At 37.1% G+C, this 18,457-nt stretch carries 19 protein-coding genes; 9 read left to right on the forward strand and 10 right to left on the reverse strand.

Annotated features, from left to right (window positions below; genetic code table 11):
- Both QM524_RS12715 and QM524_RS12720 read right to left on the reverse strand, forming a co-directional pair.
- A complete protein-coding gene (locus tag QM524_RS12715) occupies nt 1–585 on the reverse strand; it encodes a hypothetical protein (protein ID WP_283344897.1) in 585 nt (194 codons plus the stop codon).
- 451 nt (nt 586–1,036) lie between these two features.
- A complete protein-coding gene (locus QM524_RS12720) occupies nt 1,037–1,738 on the reverse strand; it encodes a DsbA family oxidoreductase (RefSeq protein ID WP_283344898.1) in 702 nt (233 codons plus the stop codon).
- Nucleotides 1,739–1,921: 183 nt separating this feature from the next.
- Between QM524_RS12720 and QM524_RS12725 the strand changes: the two genes are divergently transcribed.
- A complete protein-coding gene (locus QM524_RS12725; protein WP_095163559.1) occupies nt 1,922–2,509 on the forward strand; it encodes a DUF4136 domain-containing protein in 588 nt (195 codons plus the stop codon).
- Between the two features lie 509 nt (nt 2,510–3,018).
- On the forward strand, nt 3,019–3,561 hold the full coding sequence (locus QM524_RS12730; protein WP_095160927.1) for a DUF4136 domain-containing protein: 543 nt from the start codon (nt 3,019–3,021) through the stop codon (nt 3,559–3,561).
- Nucleotides 3,562–3,822: 261 nt separating this feature from the next.
- Here the strand turns inward: QM524_RS12730 and QM524_RS12735 are convergent, their stop codons facing one another.
- The gene (locus QM524_RS12735) at nt 3,823–4,335 is read right to left on the reverse strand and encodes a cupin domain-containing protein (RefSeq protein WP_283344899.1); all 513 of its coding nucleotides are present in this window, start codon (nt 4,333–4,335) and stop codon (nt 3,823–3,825) included.
- A 334-nt stretch (nt 4,336–4,669) separates the two neighbouring features.
- Here QM524_RS12735 and QM524_RS12740 point away from each other — a divergent pair, with 334 nt between their 5' ends.
- Genes QM524_RS12740 through QM524_RS12750 form a run of 3 tightly spaced genes read left to right on the forward strand, consistent with a single transcriptional unit; the run spans nt 4,670 to nt 7,066 of the window.
- Nucleotides 4,670–5,215 (forward strand): RNA polymerase sigma factor, encoded by a 546-nt coding sequence (locus tag QM524_RS12740; protein ID WP_095160929.1) that lies wholly within the window; start codon nt 4,670–4,672, stop codon nt 5,213–5,215.
- Nucleotides 5,216–5,259: 44 nt separating this feature from the next.
- Nucleotides 5,260–5,859, forward strand: coding sequence for a hypothetical protein (locus tag QM524_RS12745; protein WP_283344900.1), 600 nt, complete (start codon nt 5,260–5,262; stop codon nt 5,857–5,859).
- The gene (locus QM524_RS12750) at nt 5,834–7,066 is read left to right on the forward strand and encodes a hypothetical protein (protein WP_283344901.1); all 1,233 of its coding nucleotides are present in this window, start codon (nt 5,834–5,836) and stop codon (nt 7,064–7,066) included. Before QM524_RS12745 ends, QM524_RS12750 begins: the two co-directional genes overlap by 26 nt.
- Nucleotides 7,067–7,164: 98 nt before the next feature.
- Here the strand turns inward: QM524_RS12750 and recF are convergent, their stop codons facing one another.
- Entirely contained in the window at nt 7,165–8,259 is a 1,095-nt protein-coding gene (gene recF, locus QM524_RS12755) for a DNA replication/repair protein RecF (RefSeq protein WP_283344902.1), read from the reverse strand.
- Between the two features lie 410 nt (nt 8,260–8,669).
- Here recF and pdhA point away from each other — a divergent pair, with 410 nt between their 5' ends.
- The gene (pdhA, locus tag QM524_RS12760) at nt 8,670–9,677 is read left to right on the forward strand and encodes a pyruvate dehydrogenase (acetyl-transferring) E1 component subunit alpha (protein ID WP_166550958.1); all 1,008 of its coding nucleotides are present in this window, start codon (nt 8,670–8,672) and stop codon (nt 9,675–9,677) included.
- Between the two features lie 82 nt (nt 9,678–9,759).
- On the opposite strand, the gene QM524_RS12765 is transcribed toward pdhA, so the two are convergent.
- On the reverse strand, nt 9,760–10,104 hold the full coding sequence (locus QM524_RS12765) for an arsenate reductase (protein WP_166578270.1): 345 nt from the start codon (nt 10,102–10,104) through the stop codon (nt 9,760–9,762).
- Nucleotides 10,105–10,204: 100 nt separating this feature from the next.
- A complete protein-coding gene (uvrB, locus tag QM524_RS12770; protein ID WP_095160935.1) occupies nt 10,205–12,232 on the reverse strand; it encodes an excinuclease ABC subunit UvrB in 2,028 nt (675 codons plus the stop codon).
- 214 nt (nt 12,233–12,446) lie between these two features.
- Between uvrB and QM524_RS12775 the strand changes: the two genes are divergently transcribed.
- Nucleotides 12,447–13,850 (forward strand): alpha-L-fucosidase, encoded by a 1,404-nt coding sequence (locus QM524_RS12775; RefSeq protein WP_283344903.1) that lies wholly within the window; start codon nt 12,447–12,449, stop codon nt 13,848–13,850.
- A 93-nt stretch (nt 13,851–13,943) separates the two neighbouring features.
- Here QM524_RS12775 and mazG read toward each other — a convergent pair whose 3' ends face one another.
- Nucleotides 13,944–14,750, reverse strand: a complete 807-nt coding sequence (gene mazG / locus QM524_RS12780) for a nucleoside triphosphate pyrophosphohydrolase (RefSeq protein ID WP_283344904.1) — start codon at nt 14,748–14,750, stop codon at nt 13,944–13,946.
- A 194-nt stretch (nt 14,751–14,944) separates the two neighbouring features.
- The gene (locus QM524_RS12785; RefSeq protein ID WP_283344905.1) at nt 14,945–15,592 is read right to left on the reverse strand and encodes a thioredoxin family protein; all 648 of its coding nucleotides are present in this window, start codon (nt 15,590–15,592) and stop codon (nt 14,945–14,947) included.
- 521 nt (nt 15,593–16,113) lie between these two features.
- Here QM524_RS12785 and rplU point away from each other — a divergent pair.
- Nucleotides 16,114–16,425: a 50S ribosomal protein L21 gene (rplU, locus tag QM524_RS12790; protein ID WP_095160938.1), complete on the forward strand. Its 312-nt coding sequence runs from the start codon at nt 16,114–16,116 to the stop codon at nt 16,423–16,425.
- Between the two features lie 80 nt (nt 16,426–16,505).
- Nucleotides 16,506–16,766, forward strand: a complete 261-nt coding sequence (gene rpmA, locus QM524_RS12795; RefSeq protein ID WP_095160939.1) for a 50S ribosomal protein L27 — start codon at nt 16,506–16,508, stop codon at nt 16,764–16,766.
- A 53-nt stretch (nt 16,767–16,819) separates the two neighbouring features.
- On the opposite strand, the gene QM524_RS12800 is transcribed toward rpmA, so the two are convergent.
- Together QM524_RS12800 and QM524_RS12805 are read right to left on the reverse strand one after the other, a co-directional pair.
- Nucleotides 16,820–17,467: an NAD(P)H-binding protein gene (locus tag QM524_RS12800; protein ID WP_283344906.1), complete on the reverse strand. Its 648-nt coding sequence runs from the start codon at nt 17,465–17,467 to the stop codon at nt 16,820–16,822.
- Nucleotides 17,467–18,204, reverse strand: coding sequence for a glycosyltransferase family 2 protein (locus QM524_RS12805; protein ID WP_283344907.1), 738 nt, complete (start codon nt 18,202–18,204; stop codon nt 17,467–17,469). Before QM524_RS12805 ends, QM524_RS12800 begins: the two co-directional genes overlap by 1 nt.
- Between the last annotated feature and the right edge of the window lie 253 nt (nt 18,205–18,457).

Below are 18,457 nucleotides of genomic sequence, written 5' to 3' on the forward strand. Positions count from 1 at the left end.
TTAAAATATAATTACTTTACCAACCGTCAAAGACGTATTTCCAAGTGATAATTCTGAAGGAGCTGTATAATGCCTAAAGCTCCACTCAATACCGACACGCCAAGCGGATTTTCGGTTAGCGTGTTTGGCGTTGGAACATTCCTTTTCTCCAAAATATACTGTAGCCCTATTGGTGAAAAAGAAATACTTATTGATACTCCCAACGTATATGTAGTCACCCAAGTACTTCCATAATTCTTCTTTGAAGTAAGCATCATGTGCGTATCCTGAACGCCCTAGTACACTGATTAGAGGCATCATAAAAAAGTTTCTGAATTGTACTTTTCTATGAAAGATACGTATTGATTTCCAATAACTTAGGGCCACTCCAGCTCGCAAACCAGCGTCTACCGATACCTCATTATTCCCGTATCCAAGGTTATAAATATCCGAAAATCTTGTGGCAATATTGAGCCCAGTAAACCCTCCTAAATATAAATGGGCATTAGCTGAATGAAGCACATCATACTGCTTGGCAAAGTAGATATTGAATTCTGCTGTAGCGACTTTTAAGGTATTTATACGAGAAGGAATGCCTAAAGACATTGTGGATAACAATGTGGATAACTTTTGTTTTTTTTGAAGTTGTTGTTGAAATTCTAACCCAATTGCAGGCAAATCATACCTTAATGGGCTAATAAAGTCATCTCTAAATGACGTTGAACCTATTTTGCCCGTAAAAGTCCTATAGGTAGTGGATAACACACTATCAACTTTTGATTGTGCATAACTCGTGAGCGAGGACACTAGTAAACAACAAAAAGTAATTCGTCTCATTCAATAATGGTACTAATTGAAAGAATAGTTAAATCGGGTGATTAGCGTATTTAGGAAAGCTATTAAGATAGGTTTGTTTTACAAATAAAAAAGGAATACTTCGGATTTGCTAATAATCTGACCTGATGATGTCAAACTTTGTATGGCAAATCAAAAATATTCCTTTTGTAAAGATTATTAGACACTTATGTCAAATTGGATATTATTGAGGAGAGATTAATTAGCACTCACCCGTTTCGATATCACAGCTATTACTTTCACCCTGAACTGTAATTCCTTCTTCTTGCAAGATTTGTTGTAATACTTGTTCAAATACTTCGCTCGGTTGAGCTCCTGATAGCGCATACTTTTTATTAAAAATGTAAAAAGGAACTCCTCCTACCCCATGTTGTCTGAAATAGTGCATTTCTTCTTTTACACTATCGGTAGCCTCATCAGAATTAAGAAGTGCTAATGTTTTATCTTCTGACCAACCTATTTGGCTCAGGATATTGATTAATTCCTCCTTTTTGCTCAAATCGATACGATCTACAAAATAAGCTTTTAGAAAAAGTTCTTTAAGTTCGGCTTGCTTGCCTTCCATAGCAGCAATCGTCAAAAAGCGATGCAAATGGAATGTATTGATCGCTTTTGGTAAAGCTTCAAACTCAAAATCAAGTCCTACTGATTTACCTGCATTTTCGACTTGTGTAAATTTTTGTAAATAACCATCCCCAAAGCGATTTTCTGCGTATGTATTAAAGTCAACCCCTTCGTTGGGAATAGAGGGGTCTAACTGAAAAGGATGATAGATAATTTGCACATTATCAGAAATTTGCGTATTTTCAATAGCCTGTTCAATTCTACGTTTTCCGATGTAACACCATGGGCAAGCTACATCTGATACTACATCTATACGGATTTTCGATTTTTCTTGATTCATTTTCTTGAATTTTATTTATACTCAAAACACCTATCTGCCTCATTAAATTCCTATTCCTGTTTTTTGCTAGTAATTCTTTTTTGAAACAATCTAATAGTCAAATGGTTATAAAAATTGTTTAGTCTGTTTGTTATATTTCAAATGTGATTATGCACTCCGTAATCACGCTAAATTTTGAGAATTATGAGGAAAGTTTATTTCATCGCTATTTCTGCTATGTTTATTTTGAGTGCGTGCAATCGCCACGACTTTCAAATTGGTACGGCTTGTCATCGAGAAATTGAAGATGAGGTTTTTAAACCAAACTATGAATCTTTTACTTGTATCGAAAAACAGCTCACACTTGTCGATACCACCTACAGGTTCGATGCTGTAATTGATGAGATTGATACTCAGATGCGACTCAGAGGGTATCAAGACACCAAAGAGCGTCCAAATTTGATTGTATTTTATGCACTATTTCCAACAGAAGTCAATTTGTCAGTTCTTCAACGCTCTTTTAGAGGTTTGGGAAAAGAAAATATGAGCGAAGAACTTAAACGAATTAAACTCAGAAAAGGAACGCTATTATTACAGTTTGTCGAAAATGATTCTAATCGCCCTATTTGGATGGGCTACGCTGCGGGGATTGCCGAAGAGAAAACCAATGATATAGATGAAAAAGCGCTTCGCTCGGCAACACGACAAATTTTTGACAATTATAAAATCTTTGCAAAAAACTACTTAACCAACCAACCTGTTACAGCTATGGTGTTGGCTCCAAGTAAGTAATATCAGTCAAATATTAGTGCAAAATAAGGTTTAAGTTTTTTATTTTAGGGACAAGGCAACAGGCAGAAGGCAAAGAGTGTTAAATGACCACAGACATGCATTTTTCCCAAAGCCCACCGCCGAAAGCCGATACCTGAAAGCTTAAGGCACAATCTTAAGTTTTATGTTGAGTACTAACTTAAAATGAGTCATATCTAGTATTTTAGTATCAAAAAAGCGGTTGGAAAATATTTTTCAACCGCTTTTTTGATGAAAACTTGAAGAATAATTCCTATCCTACAATTCGGAATGACTCATCTTAGTTTTTCAAAATCCATACTACGTTCGGCACTTTTCACTTCGGTTCCTGTTATTTCAATTTTCTTCAAAATTTAATATTAAATAATTGTTAAATTTTTGTAATATTATCATTAAGTCATGATGGCAAAAGAGTGTTTGAAACACAATCGCCAATACCTCCTAAGGTATATGACTATAATAAAATGTTGGACCATTAACCCAATAGCAAGATGAAACAATTATTCTTTTTATTACTACTTGCAACGATAACTATGTCGTGTAGCAATCAGAAATTTGCTGTTCGTGCTAATAATGATCATTTGATGGTAAATAATCTCAATCAGACTTACCAGATTGTTATTGGGCAAAGTGAAGCAAAACTGTCAGAAGAAACCGAACGTGCCATTCAAGATGAAGTTGAAAATCAGATGGAGGCTCGTGGTTTTGTGCGTACCAGCAAATCTCCTGATATTGTAGTGGTATGCTCGGTTTTTGAAACTAAACTAAAAATTAAGGACAGTCGTAAAGTAGAGGAAGAAAAATCTGAGTATGCCACTCGTAGAATCACACTCAACGGTGGGACTTTGATGATTCAAATGATTGACGAAAACTTGAATAAGTCTGTTTGGCTCGGAATGGCTTCGGGTTTTATCAAGCCTAACAAACTGGTAGAAGAGCGTGAATTAAAAGCTATTACTCGCAGTATATTTGATGAATACAAATTGGTAGCTTATGGATATATGCCAAAGCAAGAAATGACGGCTACTCGTTAGTCATTTAACTATAAAGTAAAACATGAGTCATCCCGAATTTTTAGGATTGGGATTATTCTCCACGTTTTTATCAAAAAAGGGGTCGAGAAATATTTTTCGACCCCTTTTTTTGATGCTACTATGCTAGATATGACTTGGCTTAAGACGCAATCATTGCGTCTCTACTGACAGAATATAAATTTAAAATTAATCACTCATTCATTCAGTCGCTAAATCACTAAATTAGGAATGACTCATGTTTGGCCAAACCAAAATACTTTTTTACCGTGTTAAACTTTCAATTAAATGAGTATGCTGAGGAAATAGCGCTTGCAAACTAGCTCGCTCAGCTAGCTCAAATCCTTCAAAATCAAAACCTGGTGCCACTGTACAGCCAACTAATGAGTAAGCCGATTCTTTTTGGGGTTTTGACGCAAACCAATATCCTGCTGGAACTACCGCCTGAAATACTTGTCCTTCGTCGGGATTATTACCCAAATGAATAATGTTGAGTTGACCATCTGGACTAATCATAAATACATCAAGAGAGCCACCTGCATAAAAATGCCAAATCTCGTCAGCTTCTATCCTATGGAAAGCAGAGAAATGATGATTTTCTAGTAAAAAATAAATACCTGTCGAGAAAACTCTTTTTCCTTTAAATCTTTCTGGTAAAGCTTCCTGAGGAATACTTTCGGTCGAGCGATAAGTTTCGGCAAAGTAGCCACCCTCTGGATGTTCGAGCATCTTAAACTTTTCGACCCAATATTGGGCATTTTTTATAATTTGATTCATTGACAATGATATTTCGAATAAAAGAAGGCAAAGTTTAATCAGAAACTCTTTCTTTGTATTCTGTTAAAAATCAGACGGTTGGTTGTTGAAAATTTAGATAGAATCAAAAAAAACTAATGCAATAGCTAGCTTCTAGGTTATTATTGCTTGAAAGTTAAGATTCCATGCTGCAAAAAAATCATATTTTTTTAATTCTCATGCAACATTAGTTTACCGATCTGTTTCATTGGTATGAAATTCAGTTAATTGTTATTCGCAAATAAGCCTCTAAGACTATCGAAGATTGACGATTAACCAACCAACTAAGTTTATTCACGAATAACAATTTAATACGCTGGAACAAACGCTATACATAGACAGAAATGTTCATTTGGTGGAGGCTTGTCGCAGGGGCGAACGCAAGGCTCAGTATGAGATTTATCGTCTCTACTCAAAGTCTATGTTCAACGTGGCTGTCCGAATACTGAATCATGTCGGCGAGGCCGAAGATGTACTGCAAGAGGCATTTTTGGACGCATTTATCAAAATTCATGAGTTTCGTCAAACAAGTACCTTTGGCGCTTGGCTCAAACAAATTGTAATCAATCGGGCTCTCAATCAGCTCAGGCAGCGTAAAGTTGCCTTTCAGGACATCGATGGTGTACCTGATGATTTTGAGGACGAGCAATTTGATGACGAGGAAATAGAATGGGAAGTAACTAAGGTGCAGCGCGCGATGCATCAGCTTCCCGATGGCTTTAGAACGGTTCTAAGCTTGTATCTTTTTGAAGGATACGACCATGAAGAAATTGCGGAAATTTTGCAAGTAGCAGAATCCACTTCAAGAACTCAGTATATAAGAGCCAAAAAACGTTTATTAGAAATACTTAAAAAGGCATAATTGATTGTCGAGTTTATTTTCAACAAAAGATATGTCATAGTCTTATGAATCAGTCAAAAAAAGCATCAAATCGTTTAGAAAGGTTTGTTAGAGACCATCGAGATGAATTTGAAAATCTTGAGCCATCATTGGATTTGTGGGAAAAATTAGAAGCAAAATTACCTAACGATACCACATTGGTTCAACCAGTAGAGAAAAATACCATTATTCCATTTTTTCCTAAGATTCAGCGTTATTGGCGCGTTGCTGCTAGTGTGGCTGTAATTATTGGAGCATTAGGATTATGGTATGCCAATCAACCTTCGAGCAATTCGGACATAATCGTGAGCCAAGTTGGCGATCAGTACAAAAAGCAAATGGTACATTACGCTAGCTTAATAGAAACAAAGAGGGATGAAATCCGACAAATTGCCGATAACGAACCTGCTTTGTATCAAGAATTTTCATCAGAAATCGAACGTCTCAACAAAGACTATCAAAGCTTGAAGGCGGAACTGCCCCAAACGCCCAATCAAGAAGAGTTAGTAAAAGCTATGATTCAAAATTTACAATTACAATTAGATATTTTGAATCAACAATTATCAATCATTCAACGTGTAAAAGAAGCAAAACAAGGCCATGGAAAAAATATGCAAACTATTTAAGGTAGTGGTTGTCATGTACGGGGTGTTGATTATATCCCCGAGTATGGCACAGCAAATGCGAGTTACGGCCTCTGCTAATGGCAATGTATATGCCAGCAATAAAAATAGTAGAACTATTACCGTAACTGTTAATTCTAATAACAATACAACAGTTAGTTGCCAGGAGGCAGCCTCAGTCGAAAAAGGAGAATCTGTAGCTTTGGTCGAAAAAAAGAAGTTGATTACCAAGGTATATTCTGTTGAACCGAAGGATTTGTTACAAATTAATAATCAGCACGGTCACGTAAATGTTGAGCTATGGAATCGTAATGAAATAAAAATAGAAATCAATATTGTAGGACACGGCAGTACCGAAGAAAAAGCTCAGGCGTATGTAGATGGAGTAGATATTGCAGAAGTTCGTGTAAAAAACAAAATTACCTTACGAACCAATATAACCTCTGAAAATAATGGAGATTGGTGGGATAAGTTATCTTTTAAAAGCAGCAGCAAAGACTCTGACAATGAGAAGCAAGGCGTAGAAGTCAACTATCAGGTATATATGCCAAAGAATAATCCACTGATGGTGTCGAATAGATATGGTAATACGAATGTTCCAGAATTTTCAGCTCCTTTGTCAATCGTTACTTCTTATGGAAACTTTGTAAGTGACCGACTTTCTGGCAATGAAAAAAATATCAATGTTCAGTATGGAAAAGCTAATATCAAGCAATTAGACGAAGCAGAGTTGAAAATTTCTTATTCTAAATTGAATATTGATAAAGCTAATATTATCAAACTTGCCAATATGTTTGGCTCTGTGGTTCTGGATCAAGTCAATACCATTGAGGGAAATCTTCAGTATTCTAACGGAAAAATCGGTACGATTAAAGAAAATGGCAAAATTTACATTAGCTATTCAGATGGATTAGAGCTTCGTGAATTACCAAATTCGTTGAAGTCCCTAGATTTGAAATGTAATTATACGACTGTAAAATTACCTGTGACTTCAGACTGCAATGCCGACTTTGATGTTACGGTGAACTATGCCAATTTCAAATACCCATCAGATAAGTGTACGCTTACGGTAAATCCAGATGATGAAAATTCTCAAAAACGAATGGGATTCATTCCTCAAAAGAATTATAAAGGTAAAATCGGCAAAGGTACAGGAACCAAAATTGTCATTCACTCAAATTATGGTGGTGTGAAGTTTTTGGAGAAATAGTAAACGCTCAAAATATATATTGCTAATAAAAAAGCTGTGTGCGACATGAGACAAGATATAAGCTCGGAGGTATATCTTACTCGAAGCATACAGCTTTTTTATTTTCCTTGAGTCACATCAAAATAAAGTACCTCTACTGTCAAATGACTTAATAGCTGTTGTGTTCTTTCAGGTCTGGCATCTGTCAAAAAAACCTGCTGAAAGGTTCCATCTACCATCATATTGATCAACTGCTGAATACGTCTGTCATCAAGCTTGTCAAAAATATCATCGAGTAATAATATCGGTTGAAATCCCTTTTCAAGTGCCAAAAGCTCAAATTGGGCTAATTTAAGCGCAATTACATAAGATTTTTGTTGACCTTGCGAACCGTATTTTTTGAGTGGGAAAGCATTGATTTCGAAAGAAAAGTCATCTTTATGAATCCCTAAGGTTGTTCTTTGTGCCGCCAAATCTCGTTGACGATTTTTGGTAAAATCATTTCTGAAAGTGTCAGCGTCTACGTCGGTTTCATAAACGAGTCGTACGTCCTCCCTACTTTCTGAAAGATTAGCATAATGTTTTTGGAAGATTGGGGTAAATTTCGACAAAAACACTGCTCTTTTTTTCTGTAACTCAATTCCACATTCGATAATTGGTTCAGAGTAGATATCTAATAAATCAGCATCAAAATAGTTTTTTTCTGCAAACTGTTTTAGCAAAGCATTTCTTTGTAATAAAACCTTATTGTATTTAATAAGCGTTTCAAGATACTCACGATCGATTTGAGAGATAACGCCATCAAAAAACTTTCTTCTTTCCTCACTCCCATCTCTTACAATATCTGTATCATTGGGTGAAATCAACACGACAGGATAGAGTCCTATATGTTCTGAAATTTTCTCATAAGGTTTTTTATCGTGGAGCACGGCCTTTTTTTGACCTTTTTGAAAAGAACAGGTTATTTGCACATCCCCTTTTTCTCCACCAACAAATAGCCCATCAATCATCATAAAATCAGCTTCGTGAGTAACGCACAAGGCATCTTGTGTGCTAACTGAACTTTTGGTTAATGCCAAAAAATAAATAGCATCAAGCAAATTGGTTTTACCACTACCATTTTCACCCACAATACAGTTTACACGATGAGAAAACTTAAAATCGCCAAAGTCGTAGCTTTTGAAGTTTGTGAGACTGATACGTTGTAAATACATATTTGGATGAGTAAGAAAGCTTAGGTAATTGACTTTATAAAACGAGCAAAATGCCAAAGACATATTGCTTGAGGCGAAATGATATCGTGCCGAACGCTGAACAATATCCAATGCAAAGCTGTTTAGATTTGTACTTTAGTTCTGATACCTGTCAGGTAAATAGCTAATAAAGTTGTTTATAACTAATAATCAAGAGTCTATTGTGATATTTTTTTGGTCGGTTCTTGGTTTTGTACTAATTTCGCATTGCAAATTAACGCCTGTTTCGGGGGATTACAAAATCCTATGTGGCCCACAATGGGATAGCAGTTCCAGGTGAGCAAGAGCGAATAAGACGTTTATTTTATTCCCTCATTTACTTAATCGTAAGATTCAACGCAAGTTAATCACTCATTCACTCATTTTGAAAAATGGCAAAGAAAGCTGAAAACAAAGTAAAATACTCGAAAGAGACCTACATGGAATGGTACGAGTCAATGATGCTTCAACGTAAATTTGAAGAACGTACTGGTCAATTGTATGGTCAACAAAAGATTCGTGGTTTTTGCCACCTTTACATCGGACAAGAGGCTTGTTCTTCAGGAGCAGCGTCGGCACTTCGTAAAGGCGACAAATATATAACAGCTTACCGTGATCACGGTATTCCATTGGCATTAGGTTCAGACCCTAACACTATCATGGCGGAAATGTTCGGAAAAGCTACTGGTATTTCGAAAGGTAAAGGTGGATCAATGCACATTTTCGATAAATCAGTGGGTTTTGTAGGTGGTCATGGTATCGTAGGTGCTCAAATTCCTCTTGGAGCGGGTTTGGCATTTGCTGAAAAATATAACAAAACTGGTAATGTTTGTATCTGTTACTTCGGTGACGGTGCAGTTCGTCAGGGTGCTTTGCACGAAGCCTTCAACATGGCTATGACTTGGAAGTTGCCAGCGATTTTTGTTGTTGAAAACAACGGATACGCTATGGGTACTTCGGTTACTCGTACGTCAAACGTTACAGATCTTTACACAATTGGTGAAGCGTATGATATGCCATCTGAGCCAGTTGATGCGATGAGTGTAGAAGCAGTTCATGAGGCAGTTTCTCGTGCAGCTGAGCGTGCTCGTGCAGGTGAAGGACCAACATTCTTAGAATTCAAAACTTACCGTTATAGAGGTCACTCTATGTCTGACCCCCAGAAGTACCGTACTAAAGAGGAAGTTGAGGCATACAAAATGCGTGACCCAATCGAGCAAGTTAGACAAGCCATCTTAGAAAACGAATTTGCTACAGAAGAAGATTTAGCGGCTATCGATGCTAAAATCAAGGCAAGAGTTGAAGAGTCTGTTAAATTTGCAGAAGAGTCTCCTTGGCCAGATGCTTCTGAAGCATACAAAGATGTGTATGTAGACGAATATCCATTCCCAGTGGAATAATCATCTTGTATGATAAAAGCCCTAATAGTTTTACGTGAGTAAAGCTATTGGGGCTTTTTTATTTTTTTCTCAACAAATCGTTTTATGATTGAAAGATACCTTTATATAATTCAGGTTTGAAACCTACCGAAATAATCTCCTCTTTTTCCAAAACAGGACGCTTGATTACCGAAGTTTGTTCCATCATCAATTGGATAGCCGAAGCAGTATCTGTTGCTTTTTGACTTTCGTCTAGTTTTTTCCAAGTTGTTCCTGCTTTATTCACAAGCGTTTCCCAAGGATATTTTTCTAACCAAGCCTCTAATTTTTCCTGTGAAATTCCTTCTTTTTTGAAATTATGGAATTCAAAAGGAATATCATGTTCCTTAAGCCAAGTAAGGGCTTTTTTTACCGTATCACAATTCGGTATTCCGTAAACTTTGTACATGGGGTGTTTTTTTATATGAAAATTTACTTCCAGATGATATAGTCCGTCAATAGAGTTTTTTAGGTAAGGACAAAAGAAAACTCAAAACTCCGCACTCTATTTATTTTCCTTCCAACAATTTCTTCAATCCAAACATTTCGTCTCTTAGGCGAGCGGCTGCCACAAAGTCAAGTTCTTTGGCGGCCTTGTCCATGTCATTTTGTACTTTCTTGATTTGTGCTTCAATTTCTGGTTTAGACATATAAGCCAAAACTGGGTCTGCAGCCATTTGTACATCTTGTGGTTCGACGTAGTAGTTGGTCTTCGTTGTCTTACCCATCACATCGGCAATGGATGTTTGTTCAATAATGGCCTGTTTCGAGCGAAGGATTGTTTTTGGCGTGATACCATGCTCGAAGTTATACTCCATTTGGATAGCTCTGCGTCGATTGGTTTCTTCGATAGCTTTTTGCATAGAACCCGTAATACGGTCGGCATACATAAGTACTTTCCCTTGGTCATTTCTAGCCGCACGTCCAATAGTTTGGATTAATGAGCGAATATCCCGTAAGAAACCTTCTTTGTCGGCATCCATAATGGCAACCAGCGAAACTTCTGGTAAATCCAAGCCTTCACGTAAAAGGTTTACTCCGACCAATACGTCAAATACCCCAAGTCGTAACTCTCTTAAAATTTCAACGCGTTCTAAGGTTTTTACTTCTGAGTGAATATAGCGACACTTAACTCCTACACGTTCCATGTATTTCGAAAGTTCTTCGGCCATACGCTTGGTAAGAGTCGTAATCAATACTCTTTCTTCTCGTGCTATTCTAATATGTACTTCTTCCAATAAATCATCAATTTGATTCAAACTTGGTCGTACTTCTATTTCAGGGTCGAGCAAGCCTGTTGGTCTGATGATTTGTTCAACGACAACACCTTCCGAACGACGGAGCTCGTAATCGGCAGGGGTGGCACTTACAAAAATGCTTTGTCCGCTAATATCTTCAAACTCTTGGAAGGTTAATGGGCGGTTGTCCATCGCACTTGGCAAACGGAAACCGTAGTCCACCAAAGACTCTTTTCTTGAGCGGTCGCCTCCCCACATCGCCCTGATTTGAGGGATAGTTACGTGACTTTCATCTACTACCAATAAAAAGTCTTCAGGGAAAAAGTCTAATAAACAGAATGGACGTTGTCCTGCTTGTCTTCTGTCAAAATATCTTGAGTAATTTTCGATACCCGAACAATAGCCTAATTCTCGCATCATTTCCATATCAAACTCCGTTCGCTGTTTGATGCGCTCTGCCTCAGATGTTCGACCTTCTGCTTCAAAATACTTGATTTGCCCGACAAGGTCGTCTTGTATTTCGTTGATGGCTCTCATCAATACATCTCTGCCCGTAACAAATAAGTTAGCGGGAAAGATAGCCACCATTTTTTCTTCAGATAATTTTTTTCCAGAAATAGGATCAATGCGTTGAATAGCTTCAATTTCGTCACCGAAGAAAATAATACGATAGCCAAAATCAGCATAAGGTACATAGATATCCACCGTATCTCCTTTTACTCGAAAATTACCTCTTTGAAATTCGGCTTCAGTTCTGGAGTAAAGGATTTCAACAAGTCTAAATAAAAATTGATTTCGAGAAATAATTTCCCCTACCCCAATTCGTAAAATACTTTTTCGGTACTCTTCTGGGTTTCCCATACCATATATACAAGATACCGATGCAATTACGATAATGTCTCGTCGCCCCGACATTAAAGACGAGGTAGTCGAAAGACGTAACTTGTCAATTTCTTCGTTGATAGCAAGGTCTTTTTCTATGTAAGTATTAGTGGTAGCGATATAGGCTTCGGGCTGATAATAGTCGTAGTAGGAAATGAAATATTCAACTGCGTTATTAGGAAAAAACTGTTTGAACTCCCCATAAAGTTGAGCTGCTAAAGTTTTGTTATGACTCAATATCAGCGTAGGTCTATTGATTTGAGCAATAGTATTAGCTACAGTAAATGTTTTCCCAGAACCAGTTACCCCTAATAGCGTTTGAGCTTGCTCTCCATTTTGTATTCCTTCTACCAACTGAGCAATGGCTTTTGGCTGGTCGCCAGTAGGCTGATATTCTGAACAAAGTTGAAATTCCATTCCGCTTGATTTTTTGTTTATAAAATTAAGTGTAATCTAATAATGAGCCAATCGAATCTCCTAAAATATAGTTCCCATTCAATAATAACCCTAAAGAAAACGCTTTGGTTTCGGACTTGTAATCCCAAATATTTAATACACCTATCACTCAAAACCCAACAGAGTATTAATGGGTATTTTGTACTTTTCTGAATAAAACCAATTCCCTTATACTATGAAAAGAAATTTTTTAAAAACTTGTTTAACAGTGCTTTGTGGAGGACTTCTTGGTTTATCCACATCGAGTGCTCAACAATACCAAGCCAATTGGGCATCTATAGACTCGCGTCCTATTCCCAACTGGTTTGAAGATGCCAAATTCGGGATCTTTATTCACTGGGGATTATTCTCTGTGCCTGCTTGGGGACCAACCGCCAAAAATAATGTTGGCATCTACGACCGATACTCAGAATGGTATTGGCAAACCTTAACTAATTCCAAAAGACCTGGGTATGCTTCTACCCTAGCCTTTCATGAAAAAGCTTTTGGTAAAGATTTTAAGTATCAAGATTTTGCCAAAGGGTTTACTTGCGAAATGTATGACCCTAGTGATTGGGCAAATATTTTTGAAAATGCTGGTGCCAAATATGTCGTGCTCACTTCCAAGCACCACGAAGGATATACGCTTTGGCCAAGCGCTCAGGCTTGGAATTGGAATGCTGTTGATTTGAATCCGCATCGTGATATTGCAGGTGATTTGACCAAGGCTGTAAAAGGCAAAGGCTTGCGCATGGGTTTTTATTATTCTTTGTACGAATGGTTTAACCCTTTATACAAAAAGGATGTGGATACTTATGTTACTGCTCACATGATTCCGCAAATGAAGGATTTGGTGACACGCTATACGCCAGATATTTTGTGGACTGATGGCGAATGGGATCATCCTTCAGAAAAATGGAAAAGTACTGAGTTTTTGGCATGGCTCTATAACGACTCTCCATCAAAGGCTGAGGTCGTAGTAAATGACCGCTGGGGAAAAGAAACACGTAGCAAACACGGAGGAATTTATACTACCGAATATGATCTGGTACATGATGCTAATTCGAGCAGCATGGAAATAGCCCATCCTTGGGAAGAGTGTAGAGGTATTGGCTCTTCTTTTGGCTATAATAGAAATGAAAATTTAGAAGATTATTCCTCGTCAAAGCAGTTAATAGATATTCTTATTGACAAAGTAGCTCGTGGAGGAAACTTGTTACTAAATGTAGGTCCAACAGCCGATGGACGTATTCCTGTGATTATGCAACAGCGTTTGGCAGATATAGGAAAATGGTTGAAAATTAACGGAGATGCTATTTATGGTACTCGTAAATGGGAAAAATCACCCAAGGTTACTCCAGAAACTAAGGTTTTCTTTACTAAGAAAAATAAAGATTTATATGTGCTATTAACTCAATGGAAAAATACACCTGTTACTATCGAAGGTGTTTCGGGTGGTACAGTAAGTATGTTGGGATACAACGGAGCTATTAAAGTTCAGAAAAAAGGAAACATACTAACTATAACACCTCCTGCTCTTACGCCTGACGTCAATCCAAGTGAATATGCTTGGGTCTTTAAGATTTCGGGTGCATTATAAAAAATAAAAACCCGAAGGCTACAAGCTAACGGGTTTCTGGTTTCACTCTCAAAATTAAATTTTGAATCTTTGACTTGAACGTTGTTTGTTCAATTACAGCCTTTTCGCCTCTTCCCAATACACATCCATTTCGGCTAGGGTCATATCTTGTAAGGTTTTACCTTGTTCTTTTGCTCTTGATTCAATATGCTGGAATCGCTTGATGAACTTTTTATTAGTTCTTTCTAAAGCGGATTCAACATTGATGTTGACAAATCTTGCGTAATTGACTAGAGAAAACAATAAATCTCCAAATTCAGCTTCGGCCTTTTCGGTATCGATGGCTGATTTTTCAACTACATTAAACTCAGCTTTGAATTCCTGCATTTCTTCTTCGACTTTCTCCCAAACCTGTTCTTTTTCTTCCCAGTCGAAGCCAGCTCCACGAGCCTTTTCTTGAATACGCATAGCCTTTACTAAGGCTGGAAGCGATTTTGGTACACCAGCCAATACAGACTTGTTACCTTCTTTCATCTTAAGTGCTTCCCAATTCTGTTTGACTTGCTCCTCGGTTTCAGCTTTTACATCACCATAAATATGTGGATGACGGAAAATCAATTTTTCACAAAGACCATTCAATACATCAGCAATATCAAAAGTATTGGTTTCTGAAGCAATTTTTGAGTAAAATACCATGTGAAGCATAATATCGCCGATTTCCTTTTGGATTTCGAGCATATCTCCTTCTACAATGGCATCCGAAAGTTCGTAGGTTTCTTCAATCGTCAAGTGACGCAATGAATCAATGGTTTGTTTTTTATCCCAAGGACACTGCTCTCTCAACTCATCCATGATTGTTAAGAGGCGGTTAAACGCCATCAATTGATTTTTTCTTCTTTCGGGTAAAGCTTCAAATTCCATCCTTTCCTGTTCCCAATACGGTTGTTGTGCCTACAAAGTTAGTGAAAGTTATTTATAAAATCCCCAATGTATAATAGGACTTTTTGGGTTTTGTGGGAATAAAACTCAAAAAAATATACATTTTCTCGTTGGTTAGATACAAAAAAGAGGGCATCGCTAAGCAATGTCCTCTTTTTTGTATCTAATTTCCTGTATTAGAAGCTCTTCCATTTAATAGCACAACCAACAGCTTTGGTATTATTTACCATCACTGGTCGTCCGCTCAACAGATTGTTGACAGCATCTTCTACAAATTTTTTGTTCACCGCGCTGGCGTCTTGTGAATTGTCGTCGATCGCCCCTATATATTGAACCGTAAATCTATCTCCTTCTTTTTTGAGTACGAAGCACGAAGGTGTTCTGGTTGCCCCAAAAGCTTTGGCTACCTCTTGAGTTTCATCTTGCAAATACGGAAATGTAAAACCTTTACTTGGAGCTGTCAGGCGCATATTGGCAAATGAATCTTCTTCGTAAGCATTTGGGTCGTTTGGATTAATAGCAATCACTGGGTATCCTTTAGAGGCAAATTTATTGTGCAAATCTACAACTCTTGAGTCGTAAGCCTTTGAGAATGGACAGTGATTGCAAGTAAACACCACAATATATCCTTTTACATTGCGATTGTCGCTCAAGGATAACATGCGACCATCAATATTTTTTAGTTGAAAATCGCTAACGGTTTGCCCAATGTTATAACCAGATTGGGCATTAATAGAGCCAATAGTAGCCAACAGAGTAATGATAATGAATAAAGATTTGGCGAAAAGGGCTTTTTTGATGATATGATGAATGACTGATTTCATTTTAGATAGTGTATTAAAGAGCGCACAAAATAGTACAAAATGCCAGACAAATAAATAATTACTACAAGATAATTACCAGAATTGAAAAATCTGACTGGTTGTGAATGGATATGAGAAGTGCTACATGCGTGAAAAAGAGTAGGTAAATTGTGCTTTAATTACAATGCAAATACGTAATAATAAAAGACTTAGTTCATTTTTGATTGAGTATTTTACCTTTAAACGTGGGATTGTTTAAAATGGTACGGTCAAAAGAAAAATATTTACTAAATGGTCATTTTTTTAATGAATAGAACAGCAAAAAAAATAGCAAAATGGCAGTGCATCTCTCTGATAGTCTAAGGTTTTGATTGTTAGTTGATTATATTTCTAAAAAAGTCGTTATAAGATTTCGAAAATTCAAAATCTCTTGTTAAATTTGCATCCCTTTTAGGGGCAAATGGGATTTGTCAAACCCTCTAATTAGCTTCAGAAAATCCATTTGCTTGAATTATAGCTAGTTAGTTTAAAAATACAATACAATGTACGCAATCGTAGAAATCGCTGGTCAGCAATTTAAAGTTGAGAAAGACCGTTACCTTTACACGCATCGTTTAGCGGGTGAGGAAGGCGCTGCACTAGTTTTCGACAAGGTTCTTCTTGTTGACAATGATGGAGATATTAAAGTAGGTGCTCCAATCGTTGAAGGTGCAACTGTATCAGGTAAAATTTTGGCTCACGTTCGTGGCGAAAAAGTTATCGTTTTCAAAAAGAAACGTCGTAAAGGCTATCAAAAACAAAACGGTCACCGTCAAGACTTGACTAAAGTTTTAATCGAAGGTATTACATTCTAATTTAGTCTTAAGTTATTAGTTGAAAGACTTCTGGTTTAGGTCGTATTATTCATAACTTAACGTAAAAACATTACAAAAAAATGGCACACAAGAAAGGTGCGGGTAGTTCGAAGAACGGCCGTGAGTCACATAGCAAACGCTTAGGCGTTAAAATCTACGGTGGTCAACCTGCTATTGCTGGTAATATCATCATCCGTCAGAGAGGTACTGCTCACAATCCTGGCAAAAACGTAGGTATCGGTAAAGACCATACTTTGTTTGCTTTGGTTAGTGGTACTGTACAATTCAAAAAAGGTTTCAAAGGTCGTTCTTTCGTAGAAGTTATTCCTGCTGAAGCTTAATAACGATTTTACCCATAAAAAAGGATGCTTGTTTAACAAGCATCCTTTTTGCTTTATAATGCATATATCGCGTCGGACTCGATGGAGGTAGTTTTGTCTGGAAAACTTTCTTTCGATACCTTTATCAACATCCTTACTATTTTGTCTACATGGACTCCCCTATATTTCTTCAATGGACCTATCATCAGTGGACTTAGTATACTATCTAATACAACGCCCAATTTCTCACCAAAACGAAACTCTCCTCGATTTCCTAAAATTAATGATGGTCGAACACTCACGAGCTTAGAGAATCCTAACGCACTAAGTTTTTGTTCTAGTTCTCCTTTGGTTCTTAAATAAAAACTTGAAGAATTGGCATCTGCTCCTATTGAGGATACAAGGATATAATTTTCGATTCCATTTGAGTGTGCTATCTGACCAACTCGGTATGGATATTCGCAGTCAATCAAATATTGAGCTCCCTTACTGCCTGCTTTCTTGAGAGTTGTCCCCATCGCACAGAATAACACATCTCCTTTTACTTTGCTAGTATCTGGATGCTCAAAATCAAAAATGACTTGTTCTAATTTAGGATGTGTAATAGGGAGAGGCTTGCGAACTAATAGGGTTACTTTTGAGAAGTAATCATCTTGAAGAAGCTGATGAGTAAGTGTGCTACCGACTAAGCCAGTAGCACCAATGATAATAGCATGTTTCATTATCCTAGAATATTCCATTTGATGCCCCACTTGGCTAAACGGTACAATACAGAAACGCGAAGTACGCCGAGTCCATATTTAGAACTTCTCATAAAATTGATAGAAGAAGCCTCTTCAAAATATTTGGTTGGACAGGTTACTTCTGCAATCTCAAATCCATGCCAAAAGATTTGAGCAACCATTTCGTTATCAAATACAAAGTCGTCGTCGCAAAGTTCAAATGGTACTTTCTCTAAAACTGTTCTTGAGAACGCACGGTAGCCTGTATGGTATTCAGAAAGCTTTTGACCTAACAAAACGTTTTGGAAAAATGTTAGAAATCTGTTAGCAATGTATTTGTACATAGGCATGCCTCCTTTGAGTGCACCCATGCCTAAGATACGTGAACCAAATACTACTGGATATAACTCATTACCGATGATAGAAATCATCGCAGTAAGCAACATCGGCGTATATTGATAGTCTGGGTGTAACATAATAACAATGTCACCGCCTAACTCCAATGCTTTGTTGTAACAAGTTTTTTGATTACCACCGTAGCCTTTGTTTTTGTCATGGCGAATTACATGTTTGATTCCCAGTGATTTAGCTACATCTACGGTATTGTCAGGGCTGTGGTCATCTACTAAAATTACCTCATCGACAAGGTCGAAGGGTATTTCTCGATATGTTCGTTCAAGTGTCAACGAAGCCTTATAGGCTGGCATTACAACGATAACTTTTTTGTTGTTATACATTTTTAATCAATTTTCTATGAATCAATAATTGAGTCAAATTTAAAGTAAAAATAGTCGCAAAAATACCTGAAAATCAATACAGTGAAAAGAAATGGAGCTATTAATATGCTCGAAGATTACAAGTGGTATATATTGGTATGACTAAAAGTTTGGCAATTTAAGATTTTACTAAATTTTAAACAAAATCAAGGCCAAACTTATATTTATCTCTCGCTTGTTGCCAATTCCTTTATCTTTGTGTTTTTTTGCCCTT

It is taken from the genome of Flectobacillus roseus, assembly GCF_030056595.1.
GTDB lineage: Bacteria > Bacteroidota > Bacteroidia > Cytophagales > Spirosomataceae > Flectobacillus > Flectobacillus roseus.

Coding starts and splice junctions, on each gene's coding strand:
- QM524_RS12765 (WP_166578270.1), bottom strand. CDS start 10,104: ATGTACAAAGTTTACGGAATACCGAATTGTGATACGGTAAAAAAAGCC.
- QM524_RS12715 (WP_283344897.1), bottom strand. CDS start 585: ATGTCTTTAGGCATTCCTTCTCGTATAAATACCTTAAAAGTCGCTACA.
- QM524_RS12750 (WP_283344901.1), top strand. CDS start 5,834: ATGGAAAAAATATGCAAACTATTTAAGGTAGTGGTTGTCATGTACGGG.
- rpmA (WP_095160939.1), top strand. CDS start 16,506: ATGGCACACAAGAAAGGTGCGGGTAGTTCGAAGAACGGCCGTGAGTCA.
- QM524_RS12725 (WP_095163559.1), top strand. CDS start 1,922: ATGAGGAAAGTTTATTTCATCGCTATTTCTGCTATGTTTATTTTGAGT.
- QM524_RS12745 (WP_283344900.1), top strand. CDS start 5,260: ATGAATCAGTCAAAAAAAGCATCAAATCGTTTAGAAAGGTTTGTTAGA.
- recF (WP_283344902.1), bottom strand. CDS start 8,259: ATGTATTTACAACGTATCAGTCTCACAAACTTCAAAAGCTACGACTTT.
- QM524_RS12720 (WP_283344898.1), bottom strand. CDS start 1,738: ATGAATCAAGAAAAATCGAAAATCCGTATAGATGTAGTATCAGATGTA.
- QM524_RS12800 (WP_283344906.1), bottom strand. CDS start 17,467: ATGAAACATGCTATTATCATTGGTGCTACTGGCTTAGTCGGTAGCACA.
- QM524_RS12775 (WP_283344903.1), top strand. CDS start 12,447: ATGAAAAGAAATTTTTTAAAAACTTGTTTAACAGTGCTTTGTGGAGGA.
- QM524_RS12735 (WP_283344899.1), bottom strand. CDS start 4,335: ATGAATCAAATTATAAAAAATGCCCAATATTGGGTCGAAAAGTTTAAG.
- pdhA (WP_166550958.1), top strand. CDS start 8,670: ATGGCAAAGAAAGCTGAAAACAAAGTAAAATACTCGAAAGAGACCTAC.
- QM524_RS12785 (WP_283344905.1), bottom strand. CDS start 15,592: ATGAAATCAGTCATTCATCATATCATCAAAAAAGCCCTTTTCGCCAAA.
- uvrB (WP_095160935.1), bottom strand. CDS start 12,232: ATGGAATTTCAACTTTGTTCAGAATATCAGCCTACTGGCGACCAGCCA.
- rplU (WP_095160938.1), top strand. CDS start 16,114: ATGTACGCAATCGTAGAAATCGCTGGTCAGCAATTTAAAGTTGAGAAA.
- QM524_RS12805 (WP_283344907.1), bottom strand. CDS start 18,204: ATGTATAACAACAAAAAAGTTATCGTTGTAATGCCAGCCTATAAGGCT.
- QM524_RS12730 (WP_095160927.1), top strand. CDS start 3,019: ATGAAACAATTATTCTTTTTATTACTACTTGCAACGATAACTATGTCG.
- mazG (WP_283344904.1), bottom strand. CDS start 14,750: ATGGAATTTGAAGCTTTACCCGAAAGAAGAAAAAATCAATTGATGGCG.